Source organism: Serratia sp. CY55921, from assembly GCF_052167655.1.
GTDB lineage: Bacteria > Pseudomonadota > Gammaproteobacteria > Enterobacterales > Enterobacteriaceae > Serratia > Serratia ureilytica.
Genome location: NZ_JBJNMU010000008.1, coordinates 58,606 through 74,580 on the forward strand (window position 1 = coordinate 58,606; position 15,975 = coordinate 74,580).

Genomic DNA, 15,975 nt, shown 5'->3' on the forward strand with positions numbered 1-15,975 from the left:
CCTGCTAAGCTGCCTGGTGGGGCACAATGCCCCACGCTCAATGGCGGTTATCATAGCATTTCATGCCGCGGCAAACAGCGGAAGGGCTCCGAATATCCCGCATTGCCATTGAAGTCCGCCGTTTGCCGTGATATCTGCTGCAATTTTAATATTCTCTCCCGCGCATTCTCGTCAGTTTGGTTACAAATCAGTAAAATATGCCGCAATTAGCCCAATCCTGGAGATAACCGAATGTCAGCGTCTTTTTATCAGCAGTTGGAACAACAGCTTGCCGCCACGCGCAGTGAAGGGCTGTTCAAGGAAGAACGCATCATTACCTCCGCGCAACAGGCGGACATCGCCGTCGCCGACGGCAGTCATGTGATCAACTTCTGCGCCAATAACTACCTGGGCCTGGCCAACCATCCGGCGCTGATCGCCGCCGCCAAATCGGGGATGGACAGCCACGGTTTCGGCATGGCGTCGGTGCGCTTCATCTGCGGCACCCAGGACAGCCACAAGCAGCTCGAACAGAAACTGGCGGCCTTTTTGGGCATGGAAGACGCGATCCTGTACTCCTCTTGCTTCGACGCCAACGGCGGGCTGTTCGAAACCCTGCTCGGACCGGAAGACGCCATTATCTCCGATGCGTTGAACCATGCGTCGATCATCGACGGCGTGCGGCTGTGCAAGGCCAAGCGCTATCGCTACGCCAATAACGACATGGCCGAGCTGGCCGCGCAGCTGAAACAGGCCAAAGCCGACGGCGCGCGCCACATTCTGATCGCCACCGACGGCGTGTTCTCGATGGACGGCGTGATCGCCAACCTGAAAGGGGTTTGCGATCTGGCGGACGAGTATCAGGCGCTGGTGATGGTGGATGACTCCCACGCGGTGGGCTTTGTCGGCGCCAACGGGCGCGGCACCCATGAATACTGCGAAGTGATGGGCCGCGTCGATATCATTACCGGTACGTTAGGTAAGGCGCTGGGCGGCGCGTCCGGCGGCTACACCGCCGCCAAGAAAGAAGTGGTGGAGTGGCTGCGCCAACGTTCGCGCCCGTACCTGTTCTCCAACTCGCTGGCGCCGGCGATCGTCGCCGCGTCGATCAAAGTGCTGGAACTGTTGGAAGAGGGCGATGCGCTGCGCGATCGCCTGTGGGCCAACGCGCGTCTGTTCCGCGAAAAAATGACCGCCGCCGGCTTCACCCTGGCCGGCGCCGATCACGCCATCATCCCGGTCATGCTGGGGGAGGCGAAGCTGGCGCAGGAATTCGCCAATGCGTTGCTCAAGGAAGGCATCTATGTGACCGGTTTCTTCTATCCGGTGGTGCCGAAAGGCCAGGCGCGCATCCGCACCCAGATGTCCGCCGACCACACCCCGGAGCAAATCGAACGCGCAGTGGCGGCGTTTACACGTATCGGTAAGGATCTTGGCGTTATTGCATAAGGTAAAACCATGAAAGCACTGTCAAAACTGAAAGCGGAAGAAGGGATTTGGATGACCGACGTGCCTCAGCCGGAGCTGGGCCACAACGACATCATGATCAAAATCCGCAAAACCGCGATCTGCGGCACCGATGTGCATATCTACAACTGGGACGAGTGGTCGCAAAAAACCATTCCGGTTCCGATGGTGGTCGGCCATGAATACGTGGGCGAAGTGGTGGCGATCGGTCAGGAAGTCAAAGGCTTCAGCATCGGCGATCGCGTGTCCGGCGAAGGCCACATCACCTGCGGCCACTGCCGCAACTGCCGCGGCGGCCGCACGCACCTGTGCCGCAACACCATCGGCGTGGGCGTGAACCGTCCGGGCAGCTTCGCGGAATACCTGGTGATCCCGGCGTTCAACGCCTTCAAGATCCCGGATAACATCTCCGACGAACTGGCTTCGATCTTCGATCCGTTCGGTAACGCGGTACACACTGCGCTGTCGTTCGATCTGGTCGGGGAAGACGTGCTGGTGTCCGGCGCCGGCCCGATCGGCATCATGGCGGCGGCGGTGTGCAAACACGTCGGCGCCCGCCATGTGGTGATCACCGACGTTAACGAATACCGTCTGGAACTGGCGCGCAAGATGGGCGTGACCCGCGCGGTGAACGTCAGTAAGGAAAACCTCAACGACGTGATGGCCGAGCTGGGTATGACCGAAGGATTCGACGTCGGTCTGGAAATGTCCGGCGCGCCGCCGGCGTTCCGCACGCTGCTCAATGCCATGAACCACGGCGGACGCATCGCCATGCTGGGCATTCCGCCTTCGGATATGTCGATCGACTGGAACCAGGTCATCTTCAAAGGGCTGTTTATCAAAGGGATTTACGGCCGCGAAATGTTCGAAACCTGGTACAAGATGGCGGCGCTGATCCAGTCCGGCCTGGATTTGACCCCAATCATCACCCACCGTTTCTCGATCGACGAGTTCCAGCAGGGCTTCGACGCCATGCGCTCCGGCAAGTCGGGTAAAGTGGTGCTGAGCTGGGATTAATCTCGGCAGACGTGAAAAAGGCCGGAATTCCGGCCTTTTTTTATGCTTGCGGTTTGGCTTGCGTCCAGTGTTGCCAATGACGCTTGATGAAGGTCACCGGCGGCGAGGTGGCAATGCTGTCGGCGATGACGCCCAGCGCGGTGCCGGCGTTGGCTTTTTCCTTCGGCGGTTTGACCTTGCACTGCTTGATGCCGCCGCTGAACGGATTTTTCGGCTGCGGTTTTTGCGGTTTGACCGGCGGTGGGACGTAGCTGCCGCCGCCGTTGCCCTGTGGTTCGTTCAGCAGCGCGCTCGGTTTGACCAGCACGATATCGGCGGGCAGCGACGGCAGCATCTGCTGCAGCACTTTCACCGTCGCCGGGCGTGGGTGGCCGATGGCGATGGCGGAGCCGTTGCGCCGCGCCAATTCGACCGCGCGGTTGAACTGGCGGCGGATGTCGGCTTCGTTCGCGGTATCGTCGAGGAACACCTTGCGTTTGATCACCTTCACGCCGGTGCCGGCCGCGGCGCGGGTCGCCTGGCTGTTACCGATGGTCATGCTGTCGAGGAAGTACAGGCGGTAGCTTTCGAGCGCCTGCATCACTTTCTGCATGCCCGGCAGGCTGGAGGTCATGGCGCTGCCCATGTGGTTGTTCATGCCGACCGCGTAGGGCACGTTGTTCACCGCATTGCGGATGATGCGCTGGATCTCGTCGCTGCTCATGGAGGGCTGCAGGGTATCGCGTTCCAGCGGCTGCTTGCTGAGCGGCGCCATCGGCATGTGGATCAAGACTTCGCGGCCCTGGCTGTGGGCGCGGGTGGCCATCAGGCGGGCATGCGGCGCGTTGGGCAATACCGCGACCGAGATCGCCGTCGGCATTTGCAGCACCGCGTTTTCTTCGTGAGGGCGGTAGCCCACGTCGTCGATGACGATGGAGAGTTTCCCTGCCTGCGCAGCGTAAACCTGCAGCAGACAGCCTATTAACAGAGCTGTACGGGTTTTGACATAGCGCAAATCTATCTTCCCAACCACGGCAGTGGGTTAACCGCCTGTCCCTGACGACGGATTTCGAAATAGAGCGACGGCGTTCCCTGGCCGCCGCTGGTGCCGACCAGAGCGATCGGCTGGCCGGCGCGCACCTGCGCCCCGACGTTGACCAACGCGCTTTGGTTATAGCCGTACACGCTCATGTCGCCTTTACCGTGTTCGACCACCACCATCAGGCCATAGCCTTGCAGCCAGTCGGCCAGCAGCACGCGGCCATCGGCGACGGCTTTCACTTCGCTGCCTTCGCGGGCTTCGATCACCATGCCTTTCCAGCGTAGCTCGCCCTGCTGCTGCTCGCCAAAGCCGTGCAGCGTGCGGCCGCGCACCGGCCACATCAGCTGGCCGGCCGGGCGACCGAGGCCGCCGGTTCGCGCCATCAGCGAGCGATCGGCTTCGCTAGGTTTGTAGGTGGTGCCGGTTTTCTTCGCCTGCTGTTCCTTGATGCGCACCTGTTCGCGCACCTTGGCCGCTTCACGCGCTTCGCGTTCGGCGCGCGCACGGGCTTCGCGCTCCGCCCGGGCGATCTTGTCGCGCATGCGGGCTTCGTTTTGGCGCAGTTCCACCAGGCGTTGTTGGTCTTTTTCCAGCGAGGCTTCCAGCGCGGTCAGCGTTTTCTTGCGGGCGCCGCGCGCCTGCTCCAGCTTCTGCTGCTGCGTCTGTTGTTCGCTCAGTAAGGATTTTTGCTGGCCCTGTTTGGCCACCAGCGTGGTTTTTTGCTTCGCTAGCTCGGCGCGGGTCTGTTTCAGCTCTTCGATGGTTTTCTGGCGCGCTTCGTTCAGATAACCGAAATAGGCCAGAATACGTTCGCTGCGCTGGCTTTCTTCACCGCTGAGGATCAGCTGCACGGCGCTGTGTTGCCCTTGCCGGAAGGCGGCGTCGAGCTGTTTGGCGAGGAGGTTTTGCTGGGTCGATTGCTGCTTTTGCAGCTTGGCGATCGAGGCGTTCAGGCCGGAAATGTCCTTGCCCAACTGGGTGAGCGTGCCCTGGGTGTCGCGCAACTGGCGGCTGGCCTGAGCGATGGTTTTTTCCTGCTGCCGCAGCTGATCCTGCAGCGAGCTGCGCTGCTGTTGCTGCTGCTTCACCGCTTTTTCTTTCTCGGCGATGCTCTGCTGAATGTCTTTCAGCTGGGATTTATTGTCTTCCGCCGCCTGGCCGGCGAGCGGCAACAGCAAGACGCCAGCGCAAAATACGCTGGCGCACATGGCGGTGAACGTCCTTGGCGCGGTGCGTTCAGGCAGCGGCCGGCTGCCTGCGTTTGCGCTTCGGGTTACCCTTGATAGTGCAAAAAACGCCTTCTCCCTCATGGAGAAGGATTATTCCACGATGAACAGCGGCTTACCAGTCATCTCTTGCGGGATTTCCATTCCCATCAGCGTTAACAGGGTTGGCGCGATGTCCGAAAGCTTGCCGCCTTCGACCGCCTGCGCCGGTTTGCCGACGTAAATCAGCGGCACCGGCAGGCTGGTGTGGGCGGTATGCGCCTGGCCGGTGGCCGGATCGCGCATCTGCTCGGCGTTGCCGTGATCGGCGGTGATCAGCAACTGACCGTCGACGTCGCGCACCGCGTCAACCACCTGGGCGATGCAGGCGTCCAGCGTTTCCACCGCTTTGACCGCCGCTTCATACACACCGGTATGCCCCACCATGTCGCCGTTCGGGTAGTTGCAGATAATGGCGTCGTATTTGCCGCTGCGGATGGCGGTCAACAGTTTGTCGGTCAGTTCGGCGGCGCTCATCTCAGGCTGCAGATCGTAGGTGGCGACCTTCGGCGAATTGACCAGCACGCGGTCTTCCCCTTTGAACGGCGCTTCCACGCCGCCGTTATAGAAGAAGGTGACGTGGGCGTATTTTTCGGTTTCCGAGATGCGCAGCTGGGTTTTGTCGTGCTTCATCAGCCATTCGCCGAAGGTGTTGGCCAGCGACGCCGGCGGATAGGCGCAGGCGGTGTCGATGTCGGCGGCGTACTCGGTCAGCATCACGAAATCGCCGAACTGCACCTGTTTGGCGCGTGGGAAACCGTCGAAATCCGCGTTCACGAAGGCGCGGGTGATCTGGCGCGCGCGGTCAGCGCGGAAGTTCATGAAGATCAACGCATCGCCGTCCTGCATCGCGGCATCGGCCTCGCCGGCGGCGCGAATGACGGTCGGTTTGACGAACTCGTCGTTTTCACCGCGCTGGTAGGCGGCCTGCAAACCGGCTACCGCATCGTCGGCCACGTAGTCGCCTTTAGCCGCGGTCAGCAGGTCATAGGCCAGCTGCACGCGATCCCAACGGTTGTCGCGATCCATGGCGTAGTAGCGCCCAATGAGTGAAGCGATGCGCCCGACGCCCAGCGTGGCGAAGGCCTCGCGGCAGCGCTGCAACGGGGCTTCGGCGCTGCGCGGCGGCGTGTCGCGTCCGTCGAGGAAGGCATGCAGATAGACGGCTTTGGCGCCGCGCCGGGCGGCCAGTTTAATCATGGCCAGGATGTGCTCGTCGTGGCTGTGCACGCCGCCCGGCGACAGCAGGCCCATGATATGCACCGCTTTGCCGGCCGCCACGGCCTTATCGACGGCGGCGGTCAGGACCGGATTGGCGAAGAAGTCGCCGTCGGCGATCGCTTTGTCCAGCCGGGTCAGATCCTGGTATACGATGCGCCCGGCGCCCAGGTTGACGTGGCCGACTTCGGAGTTGCCCATTTGGCCGTCGGGCAGGCCGACATCCAGTCCTGAAGCGGCGATCAGCGTATGCGGCTGCTCCCGCCACAGGCGATCCATCACCGGGGTGCCGGCGTTCAGGATCGCGTTGTCCTGCCGCTCTTCACGGTGGCCGTAACCGTCCAGGATCACCAGTACCATCGGTTTTTTGTTGCTCGACATTGCATTGACCTCTTATGAACTTTTTAAGCTGCGAATAGCCATGCGCCCGCCGGAAGCATGGCTGTTCGCCCTCGAAAAACCGGCTGATTTTACACCGCCGCCGGCGATAAATAGCCCAAAGAGATCAAGGTTGCGGCGAATCGCGCGGGCTTTTATGCTCTGACCTCGGGAATTTCTCAGCGCAGCCCGCAGTTTCTACAATCGCGCTTGCTTATTGGCTGTATTTGCCGCACTCGGCAGGTATACTCTGGAACCTTGACTTATTTATCCCTTAACTGACGGGAGTTGTTACACCCCATGCTGCAAGAAATTATGCCATTCGTAAGCAGACACCCTATTCTGAGCCTGGCTTGGATCGCTCTGCTGGTCGCCGTGATCGTCATGACCTTCAAAAGCCGTTTCTCCAAGGTCAAAGAGATCGCTCGCGGTGAAGCTATCCGCCTGATCAACAAAGAAGATGCCGTGGTGGTCGACACCCGCAGCCGCGACGATTTTCGCCGTGGTCACCTGGCCAGCGCCATCAACCTGACCGCCAGCGAAATCAAAAGCGGCAGCCTGGGCGAGCTGGAAAAACACAAAGCGCAGCCGATCATCGTCGTGTGCGCCAACGGCACCGCCTCCCGCGAACCGGCGGAGAACCTGAGCAAGGCCGGTTTTGAAAAGGTGACGATGCTGAAAGACGGCATCGCCGGCTGGAGCGGAGAAAACCTGCCGCTGGTGCGCGGCAAGTAACCGTTAAACCTATTTGAGGTGGCAATCCATGGCTAACATTGATATCTACACCAAAGCGACTTGCCCGTTCTGCCATCGCGCCAAGGCGCTGTTGAACAGCAAGGGCGCGGCGTTTAACGAGATCGCCATCGATGGCGATAACGCCAAGCGCGAAGTGATGATCGAGCGCAGCGGGCGCACCACCGTGCCGCAGATTTTCATCGACGGCCGGCATATCGGCGGCTGTGATGATTTATATGAACTCGATGCTCGCGGCGGCCTGGATCCGCTGCTTTAAGCAGCTTGCCGGTTCACCGAGTGTCAATAAGGACGTTTAACCAAGGGTATTACTCACATGTCAGAACAAAACAGCACTGAAATGGCTTTCCAGATCCAACGTATTTATACCAAGGACATCTCCTTCGAAGCGCCGAACGCGCCGCAGGTTTTCCAGCAGGAATGGCAGCCGGAAGTTAAACTTGATCTGGATACCGCGTCCAGCCAACTGGCTGACGAAGTGTATGAAGTGGTACTGCGCGTAACCGTGACGGCGACCCTGGGCGAAGAGACGGCGTTCCTGTGCGAAGTGCAACAGGCGGGCATCTTCTCGGTAGCAGGCATCGAAGGCACGCAGCTGGCGCATTGCCTGGGCGCATACTGCCCGAACATCTTGTTCCCGTATGCGCGCGAGTGCATCACCAGCCTGGTTTCCCGCGGCACATTCCCGCAGCTGAACCTGGCACCGGTCAACTTTGACGCGCTGTTCATGAACTATCTGCAGCAGCAGGCGGAAGGCGAAGGTGCCGCACCACATCAGGATGCCTGATGAACACCGTCAATGCTTCAATGACTGTCATCGGTGCCGGCTCGTACGGCACCGCATTGGCCATCACGCTGGCGCGTAACGGCCACACCGTGGTGTTGTGGGGGCATAACCCCGCGCAAATTCAAACGTTGCAGCGCGATCGCTGCAATCAGGCGTTTCTGCCCGACGTTCCTTTCCCCGATACCCTGCTGCTTGAAGCCGATTTGGCGCGTGCGCTGGCCGCCAGCCGCGACGTGCTGGTGGTGGTGCCGAGCCATGTGTTCGGCGACGTGTTGCGCCAGCTGAAGCCGCATCTGCGCCCGGACGCCCGCATCGTGTGGGCCACCAAGGGATTGGAAGCGGAAACCGGTCGGTTGCTGCAGGACGTGGCGCGTGAGGCGTTGGGCGAGGCGATCCCGCTGGCGGTGCTCTCCGGGCCGACGTTCGCCAAAGAGCTGGCCGCCGGCCTGCCGACGGCGATTGCGCTGGCGGCGACCGATGCGCAGTTCGCCGACGATCTGCAACAGCTGCTGCACTGCGGCAAGAGCTTCCGCGTCTACAGCAATCCCGACTTCATCGGCGTTCAGCTTGGCGGCGCGGTGAAGAACGTGATCGCCATCGGCGCCGGCATGTCCGACGGCATCGGTTTCGGCGCCAACGCCCGCACCGCGTTGATTACGCGTGGGCTGGCGGAAATGAGCCGTCTGGGTTCTGCGCTGGGCGCCGATCCTTCGACGTTCATGGGCATGGCGGGGCTGGGGGATCTGGTGCTAACCTGCACGGACAACCAGTCGCGCAACCGCCGCTTCGGCATTATGCTGGGGCAGGGCAAAGGCGTGCAGGAAGCGCAGGACAGCATCGGTCAGGTGGTCGAGGGCTATCGCAATACCAAAGAGGTGTTGGCGTTGGCGCAGCGGCACGGCGTTGAAATGCCGATCACCGAACAGATCTATCAGGTGCTTTACTGCCACAAGGACGCCCGCGAAGCGGCGCTGAGCCTGCTGGGGCGAGCCCGAAAGGACGAAAAACCCAGCGCGTGACATAAAACGATATGTCGGGGCAGCGGAATGCTGACCCCGCAAATGACCTGGGCCGCTCCGCGCCACCGTGTGAAGCGGCCCGTTTGGCAAGGCAAAGGGGTATGTGATGTCGTCAGAAGAGTTGGAACAGGTCTGGAACAGCATTAAATCAGAAGCGCGAGCACTGGCTGATTGTGAACCGATGCTGGCCAGCTTTTTCCATGCGACGTTGCTCAAGCATGAGAACCTGGGCAGCGCGCTCAGCTATATGTTGGCCAACAAGCTGGCGACGCCGATCATGCCCGCCATCGCGGTGCGCGAGGTGGTGGAAGAGGCCTACAAGTCCGACAATCAGATGATCGTTTCGGCGGCGCGCGATATTCTCGCGGTGCGGCTGCGTGACCCGGCGGTCGATAAATACTCCACGCCGCTGCTTTACCTGAAAGGGTTCCACGCGCTGCAGGCTTACCGCATCGGCCACTGGCTGTGGCAGCAAGGGCGGCAAGCGCTGGCGATCTACCTGCAAAATCAAATTTCCGTCGCCTTCGGCGTAGACATCCACCCGGCGGCGACCATCGGCTGCGGCATCATGCTCGACCACGCCACCGGCATCGTGATTGGTGAAACGGCGGTGGTGGAAAACAACGTTTCTATTCTGCAGTCGGTCACCCTGGGCGGTACCGGTAAAACCAGCGGCGACCGTCACCCGAAAATCCGCGAAGGGGTGATGATTGGCGCCGGCGCCAAAATTCTCGGCAATATCGAAGTGGGCAAGGGCGCCAAGATTGGCGCGGGCTCGGTGGTCTTGCAGGCGGTGCCGCCGCATACCACTGCCGCCGGCGTACCGGCGCGTATCGTCGGGCGCCCGGAGAGCGATACGCCGTCGATGGATATGGATCAATACTTCAACGGCACCAACCACGGATTCGAGTACGGCGACGGCATCTAAGCCGTGCCTGCGGGTCCATTCAGGGGGAGCTTCGGCTCCCCCTGTGTTTTTCAAGCGGCGGTCAGCCCTGTTTCGGGAACTGGGTGATATCGGTAACGATATCGTCGATCGCCGCCTTGACGTCATCCGCCGTGACCGGCGTGCTGTCGTTGTTGACGGTTTTACCGTAGGCCTTGCGCACCACTTCCATCACCGTTTTACCGGTATCCTGGTCGATCAACTCGCCTTCGATATACAGCGCGGTATTTTGCGTCCGGTGCCCGGTAGCCGCCATGGTGCTGGCAACCACCGCAGCGACCGGCACCACCTCATAGAACTTCATGTCTTCGTTTTCGGCCGAAACGGCGGTGATGGCGAGTTTGGCCACCAGCACGCGCGAGCCCGCCGGGCTTGGCAGAATGGTAAAGCGGTTCTGCAGCGCGGTTTTGATCCGCTGGGTCGCGTAGGCCTTAATCTTGTTCAACGTGTCCTGGCTGACGCGCGCCGTGGGTTTCTCCGCCGGGAAATAGACCACCGGTTGGAAATAGATGCCGCGATAGTTGGATTCCTTGTAGCTCGGATCTACCCAGCGCAGCGTTTTATGACCGCTTGGCGAGGTGGTTTCCTGCAGTTTGCTGTAATCGGACAAGAAGCCCGAATATTGCGACGTTTGGGTGACTTTGGACGAACAGCCCGCCAGCAACAGGCCCGCTGCCAGAACGGCCATGGCAACGCTCAAGCGTTGTTTTTTCATGTGGTTTCCTATGATGAGTGGTGATTACCCTTACAAAACATAGCGCATTATCTGCGGCGTAGCGGGCATTTTCGGGGCCGGGCGTGCCCTGTCGCGGCCTTTTTTCAGGATCGTGATGCGCCGCCGGTTTTTGTCGCCAGCGTCGGTGATAAGGCGGCGAGTGAGGCATCCGCTCTGGCCAGCGTCAGGCGTAGCTCAGCTTGCCACTGTGGCAACAATGGCCAGAGATCCGCCTGATGTTCGGCTTGCAGGCACCAAACCTCCCGGTCGTGCCAATCACCGAGGGCATTTTGCGCCGCTTTCAGGCTCGCCATCGCGGCGGGAGAAAGGGGAAGGCGTTGCGGGTAGGCTTCGGCCGCGTAACGCAGGCGTTTAACCAGCAGCCGCAGACGGTGGCGATCGTAGCCGGTATCAGCCAATGCCCGGCGCAATTGCCGTTGCTGGCGCTGCAGGTGTCGGTTCACACGGTGTTTGGCGGCGCGTTGCGCGGTGCGGCGAAAGTGGTGCGGCCAGGCGTGCAATAGCGAAGGGAAGCTGATGAGCTGCGGGTTGGCGAGCAGTTGGCGGCAGCGGGCCTGAAAATCGCTCTGGCGCACGTTGGCCTGCCAATCCAGATGATGGTGCGCCAGTTCGGCGATCAGCACCTCGAGATCGCGCAGCGGCGTCGTGAGCCTGCCCAACTGGGCGGCGGCCCGATCGAGCCGCGTTGCGCCGGGGCAACCGTGCAACGGGCGCAGCAGGCTGCGGATACGGCGCAGACTGACGCGCAAATCGTGCAGCGCTTCGCTGTCCGGCGCCTGTTGCAGCCGCTGTAGCGCCTCGTTCAGCGCCGACTCGAGCCGGCGAAGCTGGGTGACAATATCCTCGACGAAAGCCATGTGCCGTTCCTGGAGAGAGCATCGCAACGATGCCTCCTTCAGTATGGCGCGTGGTTGCCGATTACGCCTTGATCAGCGCGCCGGCATAGTCCAACTGCCGCCAGGCTTCATAAACCACCACCGCGACGGCATTCGACAGGTTCATGCTGCGGCTTTGCGCCTGCATCGGGATGCGGATTTTTTGCTGCGCGGGCAGTGCATCGAGGATGTCGGCGGGCAACCCGCGCGTTTCCGGGCCGAACAGCAGGTAGTCGCCGGCCTGATAGCTGACGGCGCTGTGCGCCGGCGTGCCTTTGGTCGTGAGAGCAAACAGCCGTTGCGGATCCTCGGCGGCGAGAAAAGCGGCGTAGTCGGCATGACGGTGGACGCGGGTGAACTCATGGTAATCCAGCCCGGCGCGGCGCAGACGCTTGTCGTCCCACGGAAAACCCAGCGGTTCGATCAGATGCAGATTAAAGCCGGTATTGGCGCACAGGCGGATGATATTGCCGGTATTGGGTGGAATTTCGGGTTCAAATAAAACGATGTTCAGCATGTTGCAGGCCCCTCGTGAACGAGGGGCGCAGGATAGCAAACTCTTACTGTTCTGTCTTAGACGATAGGCGTTGATGATGCAGCGGTAGCCACAGCACCAGCCGCAGACCGCCAAGCGGGCTGTCTTCGGCCTTCACCCAGCCGCGATGCTGATTGACCGCCGCCTCGACGATAGCCAGGCCAAGGCCGGTGCCGCCGGACTCACGGTCGCGCGCCTCATCGGTGCGGTAGAACGGGCGGAAAATCTGCTCGCGATCTTCGGCGCTGACGCCGGGGCCGTCGTCGTCAACCTGGATGGTCACGCCCTGATTGTCGGCGCTGAACGCCACGGCGATGCGGGTGTGCGAATAACGCAGGGCGTTGCGCACGATGTTTTCCAACGCGCTGTCCAGCGCGCTCGCGTTGCCGAACAGCGTCCACGGGCCGGGCGGCGCAGCGATCTCCAACTGCTTGCCCATCTGTTCCGCTTCGAAACGGGCGTTGTCCAGCACGTCGGCCCACAGTTCGTTGGCCTTCAACTGCTCGCGCGCCAGCTCGCCCTTCTGCTGCCCGCGCGACAGTGCCAGCAGATCGTTGATCATCGAATCCAGCCGCTGCGCTTCGGTTTCGATGCGCGCCAGTTCATGGCCTTCGCCGTGGCGGCGGCGCATCAGCGCGGTGGCCAGCTGCAGGCGAGTCAGCGGCGTGCGCAGCTCGTGCGAGATGTCCGAGATCAGCCGCTGCTGCGCGTTCATCATGCGCTCCAGCGCGCTGACCATTTGGTTGAAGCTGGCGCCGGTGGCCAGGAACTCCTGCGGACCGGCCTCCAGCTCCGGATGCTGCTTCAGGTTGCCGCGCGCCACGTCATCGGCGGCGTTCTTCAGCTTGCGCGCCGGCTTCGCCAGGCTCCAGGCCAGCCACAGCAGCAGCGGGGCGCTGATCAGCATGGTGACGATCAGCAGCAGCAGCGGCCGGTCGAACATCAGGTTGATGAAATCGGATTGCGGGCTGTTGGCGGGACGGATCAGGTACAGCTGGTAGTTGTCTTCGCCGTCGCGCACCGCGAACGGCCCGACCAGCTCGACGCGGCCGTATTTTTTCTTCTTCGGATGATCCGAGTTATCGGATTGGCCGATGAAGTTGCGGACTATCTGCATTTCGTTGCGCTGCGCGCCGATCACCCGGCCTTCGCTGGTGACCAGCAGCAGGCGTTGGCCCGGCGGTGCCCATTTGTCGATGGCGCGGAACAGGCGGCGCCACCACATCAGATCGTTGGCCGGATCGTTTTGCAGCTCGGCCTCGACGTGCTGTTCCAGCATCAACCCCTGCCGCTGCTCGCTGTCGAGCAGCGAGGTCATTTGGCGGGAGTCGAGCTTGGGCACCATCAGCACCAGCATTAGCACCAGGGCTAACGTGAACCAGAAAATGGCGAAGATGCGTGCCGTCAAACTGTTGATCATGTTGCAGATACCATCAAATAACCACGCCCGCGCAGGGTTTTGAACCACGGATGCCCGTCTTTGCGATCCGGCAGCTTACGCCGCAGGTTGGAGATGTGCATGTCGATAGCGCGATCGAACGGAGTCAGGCGTTTGCCCAGCACTTCCTGGCTCAGCAGTTCGCGCGACACCACCTGGCCGAGATGCTGCGCCAGCAGATACAGCAGGGTGAACTCGGTGCCGGTCAGATCCAGCACCTGGCCGTCGAAGCTGGCCTCCTGGCGGCCGGGGTTCAGCTGCAGGCCATCGACATCCAGCGTCGGGGCGCCGCTGTCGACCTGTTGCTGCTGTTCGCTCCAGTTAGAACGGCGCAGAATGGCGCGAATGCGCGCGACCAGCTCGCGATCGTTGAAGGGTTTCGGCAGGTAATCATCGGCGCCCAGCTCCAGGCCCAGCACGCGGTCCAGCTCGCTGCCGCGCGCGGTCAGCATGATGACCGGCGTTTGGTGATGTTGGCGCAGTTCTTTCAGCGTATCGATGCCGTTTTTCTTCGGCATCATGATGTCGAGCAGCAGCAGATCGACGGAGCTGTCCAGCAGCGACAACGCCTGCTCGCCATCGTGCGCGACGACGATATTAAAACCTTCCATTTCAAGCAGTTCTTTTAACAGCGAGGTCAACTCGCGGTCGTCGTCAACTAACAGAATCTTGTTCATTATGATTTACCTCCAGACGCAAAATACGTCATCAACTGTTGCCATTCCATGACTTTACGTAGTTTTACATGCACTGACGCAGGTTTTCAGGTGTGGCGGTACACTGCTCCTCGTTGATTCGCAAAGTGAGAAAGCTTGAGGAGTTGAAATGCGTAAGGTGACCGCATTAGTTATGGCATCACTGCTGGCAATTGGTTCGACCGCTGCCTTCGCTGCCGACACTATACCGGACACAGCCCAACCTCCCGGCAACGACGCGATGACCCGAATACCCGGCCAGCACCATATGTTCGACGGTGTCAGCCTCAGCGAACAGCAGCGCCAGCAAATGCGCGATTTGATGCGCCAGGCCCGGCACGATCTGCCTGGTGTCAATGTAGCTGAAATGGAAGCCATGCATAAACTGGTGACCGCAGAGAAATTTGACGAAGCCGCCGTGTACGCCCAGGCGGAAAAGATGGCCCAACAGCAGGTCAAGCGCCAGGTCGAAATGGCCCGGGTGCGCAACCAAATGTATAACCTGCTGACGCCAGAGCAAAAAAGTGTTTTAGACCAGAAACATCAGCAGCGCATGCAGCAGATGGAGCAACAAATTTCTGGTTTGCAGCAAGCTTCTGCCCAGAAGTGAAGTACGACTGAGTAGTCCCCTGTTTTTCCTTGCCATAGACACCATCCCTGTCTTCCCCGCCATGATGGCGGGGTTTTTTTTATCCGACATTTCGCTATATTGAGCGCCACACCTTTTGGCCGGGACCCCTTATGGAACAGCGCTATGCACGCCTGGTAAAGTCCGCCGCGTTGGCCGCAACCGCGCTGGCGTCGTCGCTGCTGTTGATTAAAATCGTCGCCTGGTACCACACCGGTTCGGTCAGCCTGTTGGCGGCGCTGGTGGATTCGTTGGTCGATATCGCCGCCTCGCTGACCAACCTTCTGGTGGTGCGCTATTCGCTACAGCCGGCCGATGCCGAGCACACCTTCGGCCACGGCAAAGCGGAATCGCTGGCGGCGCTGGCGCAAAGCATGTTTATTTCCGGCTCCGCCCTGTTTTTGTTCCTCACCGGCTTCCAGCACCTGTATGCGCCGCAAACGCTGCGCGATCCCGGCGTCGGGGTCGTGGTGACGGTGATCGCGTTGGTCAGCACGCTGATTCTGGTCACCTATCAACGCTGGGTGGTCAGAAAAACGCGCAGTCAGGCCGTACGCGCAGATATGCTGCATTATCAGTCAGATGTCATGATGAATGGTGCTATTCTTATCGCTCTTGGGCTAAGCTGGTACGGCTTCCAACGGGCGGATGCGTTGTTCGCGCTGGGCATCGGCGTTTACATCCTCTATAGCGCGTTGCGCATGGGCTATGAAGCGGTGCAGTCGCTGTTGGATCGGGCGTTGCCGGATGACGAACGCCAGGCGATTATCGCCGTGGTTTCCTCCTGGCCCGGCGTGAAAGGCGCACACGATCTGCGCACGCGTCAGTCGGGGCCGACGCGTTTCATCCAGCTGCATCTGGAGATGGAGGACACGCTGCCGCTGCGCGAGGCGCACCGGTTGGCCGATCAGGTGGAACAAGCCCTGCGGCAACGTTTTGCAGGGGCGGACGTCATCATTCACCTGGATCCGTGCTCCGTGGTGCCGCCGGGTAGGCAGGGGCATTGGGAGCTATAATCATATAGAGGCATAGCGCAACGTATTATCATGAATATCTGAGTTAGCTCAGCGTGCCATGCGGTGTTTTAACCGTTATATTGCGTGACTTGAATCAATTCAGCTGGGTGTTTTTGATATAATATCCAGCAATAAGCCGTAAAGCTGGTTTTCTGCAGCCGGAGAGGTTTCAAGACGATCGGCGGAGACAGAATTCTTAAGA

General features: G+C 60.8%; 17 protein-coding genes. 9 read left to right on the forward strand and 8 right to left on the reverse strand.

What is annotated here, in order from left to right:
• Positions 1–231 precede the first annotated feature (231 nt).
• Positions 232–1,428 (forward strand): glycine C-acetyltransferase, encoded by a 1,197-nt coding sequence (gene kbl, locus ACJ8M3_RS22990; RefSeq protein WP_033645197.1) that lies wholly within the window; start codon positions 232–234, stop codon positions 1,426–1,428.
• Positions 1,429–1,437: 9 nt separating this feature from the next.
• Positions 1,438–2,463 (forward strand): L-threonine 3-dehydrogenase, encoded by a 1,026-nt coding sequence (tdh, locus tag ACJ8M3_RS22995; protein ID WP_033645198.1) that lies wholly within the window; start codon positions 1,438–1,440, stop codon positions 2,461–2,463.
• A 40-nt stretch (positions 2,464–2,503) separates the two neighbouring features.
• Here tdh and ACJ8M3_RS23000 read toward each other — a convergent pair whose 3' ends face one another.
• Genes ACJ8M3_RS23000 through gpmM form a run of 3 tightly spaced genes read right to left on the reverse strand, consistent with a single transcriptional unit; the run spans position 2,504 to position 6,348 of the window.
• On the reverse strand, positions 2,504–3,457 hold the full coding sequence (locus ACJ8M3_RS23000; RefSeq protein WP_046687967.1) for a divergent polysaccharide deacetylase family protein: 954 nt from the start codon (positions 3,455–3,457) through the stop codon (positions 2,504–2,506).
• 2 nt (positions 3,458–3,459) lie between these two features.
• Positions 3,460–4,794: a murein hydrolase activator EnvC gene (envC, locus tag ACJ8M3_RS23005; protein ID WP_028128084.1), complete on the reverse strand. Its 1,335-nt coding sequence runs from the start codon at positions 4,792–4,794 to the stop codon at positions 3,460–3,462.
• Positions 4,795–4,803: 9 nt separating this feature from the next.
• Positions 4,804–6,348 (reverse strand): 2,3-bisphosphoglycerate-independent phosphoglycerate mutase, encoded by a 1,545-nt coding sequence (gene gpmM, locus ACJ8M3_RS23010; protein ID WP_033645200.1) that lies wholly within the window; start codon positions 6,346–6,348, stop codon positions 4,804–4,806.
• A 297-nt stretch (positions 6,349–6,645) separates the two neighbouring features.
• Between gpmM and ACJ8M3_RS23015 the strand changes: the two genes are divergently transcribed.
• The 5 genes from ACJ8M3_RS23015 (at position 6,646) to cysE (ending at position 9,832) form a co-directional block, all read left to right on the forward strand.
• Positions 6,646–7,080, forward strand: a complete 435-nt coding sequence (locus ACJ8M3_RS23015; protein WP_033645201.1) for a rhodanese-like domain-containing protein — start codon at positions 6,646–6,648, stop codon at positions 7,078–7,080.
• Positions 7,081–7,108: 28 nt separating this feature from the next.
• Positions 7,109–7,357, forward strand: a complete 249-nt coding sequence (grxC, locus tag ACJ8M3_RS23020) for a glutaredoxin 3 (RefSeq protein WP_004931142.1) — start codon at positions 7,109–7,111, stop codon at positions 7,355–7,357.
• 57 nt (positions 7,358–7,414) lie between these two features.
• Positions 7,415–7,885, forward strand: coding sequence for a protein-export chaperone SecB (secB, locus tag ACJ8M3_RS23025; protein ID WP_004931139.1), 471 nt, complete (start codon positions 7,415–7,417; stop codon positions 7,883–7,885).
• Positions 7,885–8,904 carry an NAD(P)H-dependent glycerol-3-phosphate dehydrogenase gene (gene gpsA / locus ACJ8M3_RS23030; RefSeq protein WP_033645202.1) on the forward strand — a complete coding sequence of 340 codons (1,020 nt, stop codon included), beginning with the start codon at positions 7,885–7,887 and terminating at the stop codon, positions 8,902–8,904. The genes secB and gpsA overlap by 1 nt, the downstream gene beginning before the upstream one ends.
• Positions 8,905–9,010: 106 nt before the next feature.
• Complete coding sequence (cysE, locus tag ACJ8M3_RS23035) at positions 9,011–9,832, forward strand: serine O-acetyltransferase (RefSeq protein ID WP_025304676.1); 822 nt, start codon at positions 9,011–9,013, stop codon at positions 9,830–9,832.
• A gap of 61 nt (positions 9,833–9,893) precedes the next feature.
• Here the strand turns inward: cysE and ACJ8M3_RS23040 are convergent, their stop codons facing one another.
• From ACJ8M3_RS23040 to cpxR, 5 genes are all read right to left on the reverse strand, one after another.
• Positions 9,894–10,565: a DUF3313 domain-containing protein gene (locus tag ACJ8M3_RS23040; protein ID WP_033645203.1), complete on the reverse strand. Its 672-nt coding sequence runs from the start codon at positions 10,563–10,565 to the stop codon at positions 9,894–9,896.
• Between the two features lie 104 nt (positions 10,566–10,669).
• Complete coding sequence (locus ACJ8M3_RS23045) at positions 10,670–11,443, reverse strand: CHAD domain-containing protein (protein ID WP_089197552.1); 774 nt, start codon at positions 11,441–11,443, stop codon at positions 10,670–10,672.
• 61 nt (positions 11,444–11,504) lie between these two features.
• Entirely contained in the window at positions 11,505–11,978 is a 474-nt protein-coding gene (trmL, locus tag ACJ8M3_RS23050; RefSeq protein ID WP_033645205.1) for a tRNA (uridine(34)/cytosine(34)/5-carboxymethylaminomethyluridine(34)-2'-O)-methyltransferase TrmL, read from the reverse strand.
• A 43-nt stretch (positions 11,979–12,021) separates the two neighbouring features.
• Positions 12,022–13,416 carry an envelope stress sensor histidine kinase CpxA gene (gene cpxA, locus ACJ8M3_RS23055; RefSeq protein WP_015379421.1) on the reverse strand — a complete coding sequence of 465 codons (1,395 nt, stop codon included), beginning with the start codon at positions 13,414–13,416 and terminating at the stop codon, positions 12,022–12,024.
• Complete coding sequence (gene cpxR / locus ACJ8M3_RS23060; RefSeq protein WP_004931124.1) at positions 13,413–14,111, reverse strand: envelope stress response regulator transcription factor CpxR; 699 nt, start codon at positions 14,109–14,111, stop codon at positions 13,413–13,415. The genes cpxA and cpxR overlap by 4 nt, the downstream gene beginning before the upstream one ends.
• Positions 14,112–14,259: 148 nt before the next feature.
• Here cpxR and cpxP point away from each other — a divergent pair, with 148 nt between their 5' ends.
• Both cpxP and fieF read left to right on the forward strand, forming a co-directional pair.
• Positions 14,260–14,739, forward strand: coding sequence for a cell-envelope stress modulator CpxP (gene cpxP / locus ACJ8M3_RS23065; protein WP_004931122.1), 480 nt, complete (start codon positions 14,260–14,262; stop codon positions 14,737–14,739).
• Positions 14,740–14,870: 131 nt separating this feature from the next.
• Positions 14,871–15,773, forward strand: a complete 903-nt coding sequence (gene fieF, locus ACJ8M3_RS23070; RefSeq protein ID WP_033631333.1) for a CDF family cation-efflux transporter FieF — start codon at positions 14,871–14,873, stop codon at positions 15,771–15,773.
• The last annotated feature ends 202 nt before the right edge of the window (positions 15,774–15,975 follow it).

Coding starts and splice junctions, on each gene's coding strand:
- kbl (WP_033645197.1), top strand. CDS start 232: ATGTCAGCGTCTTTTTATCAGCAGTTGGAACAACAGCTTGCCGCCACG.
- tdh (WP_033645198.1), top strand. CDS start 1,438: ATGAAAGCACTGTCAAAACTGAAAGCGGAAGAAGGGATTTGGATGACC.
- envC (WP_028128084.1), bottom strand. CDS start 4,794: ATGAGGGAGAAGGCGTTTTTTGCACTATCAAGGGTAACCCGAAGCGCA.
- gpmM (WP_033645200.1), bottom strand. CDS start 6,348: ATGTCGAGCAACAAAAAACCGATGGTACTGGTGATCCTGGACGGTTAC.
- ACJ8M3_RS23015 (WP_033645201.1), top strand. CDS start 6,646: ATGCTGCAAGAAATTATGCCATTCGTAAGCAGACACCCTATTCTGAGC.
- grxC (WP_004931142.1), top strand. CDS start 7,109: ATGGCTAACATTGATATCTACACCAAAGCGACTTGCCCGTTCTGCCAT.
- secB (WP_004931139.1), top strand. CDS start 7,415: ATGTCAGAACAAAACAGCACTGAAATGGCTTTCCAGATCCAACGTATT.
- gpsA (WP_033645202.1), top strand. CDS start 7,885: ATGAACACCGTCAATGCTTCAATGACTGTCATCGGTGCCGGCTCGTAC.
- cysE (WP_025304676.1), top strand. CDS start 9,011: ATGTCGTCAGAAGAGTTGGAACAGGTCTGGAACAGCATTAAATCAGAA.
- ACJ8M3_RS23040 (WP_033645203.1), bottom strand. CDS start 10,565: ATGAAAAAACAACGCTTGAGCGTTGCCATGGCCGTTCTGGCAGCGGGC.
- ACJ8M3_RS23045 (WP_089197552.1), bottom strand. CDS start 11,443: ATGGCTTTCGTCGAGGATATTGTCACCCAGCTTCGCCGGCTCGAGTCG.
- trmL (WP_033645205.1), bottom strand. CDS start 11,978: ATGCTGAACATCGTTTTATTTGAACCCGAAATTCCACCCAATACCGGC.
- cpxA (WP_015379421.1), bottom strand. CDS start 13,416: ATGATCAACAGTTTGACGGCACGCATCTTCGCCATTTTCTGGTTCACG.
- cpxR (WP_004931124.1), bottom strand. CDS start 14,111: ATGAACAAGATTCTGTTAGTTGACGACGACCGCGAGTTGACCTCGCTG.
- cpxP (WP_004931122.1), top strand. CDS start 14,260: ATGCGTAAGGTGACCGCATTAGTTATGGCATCACTGCTGGCAATTGGT.
- fieF (WP_033631333.1), top strand. CDS start 14,871: ATGGAACAGCGCTATGCACGCCTGGTAAAGTCCGCCGCGTTGGCCGCA.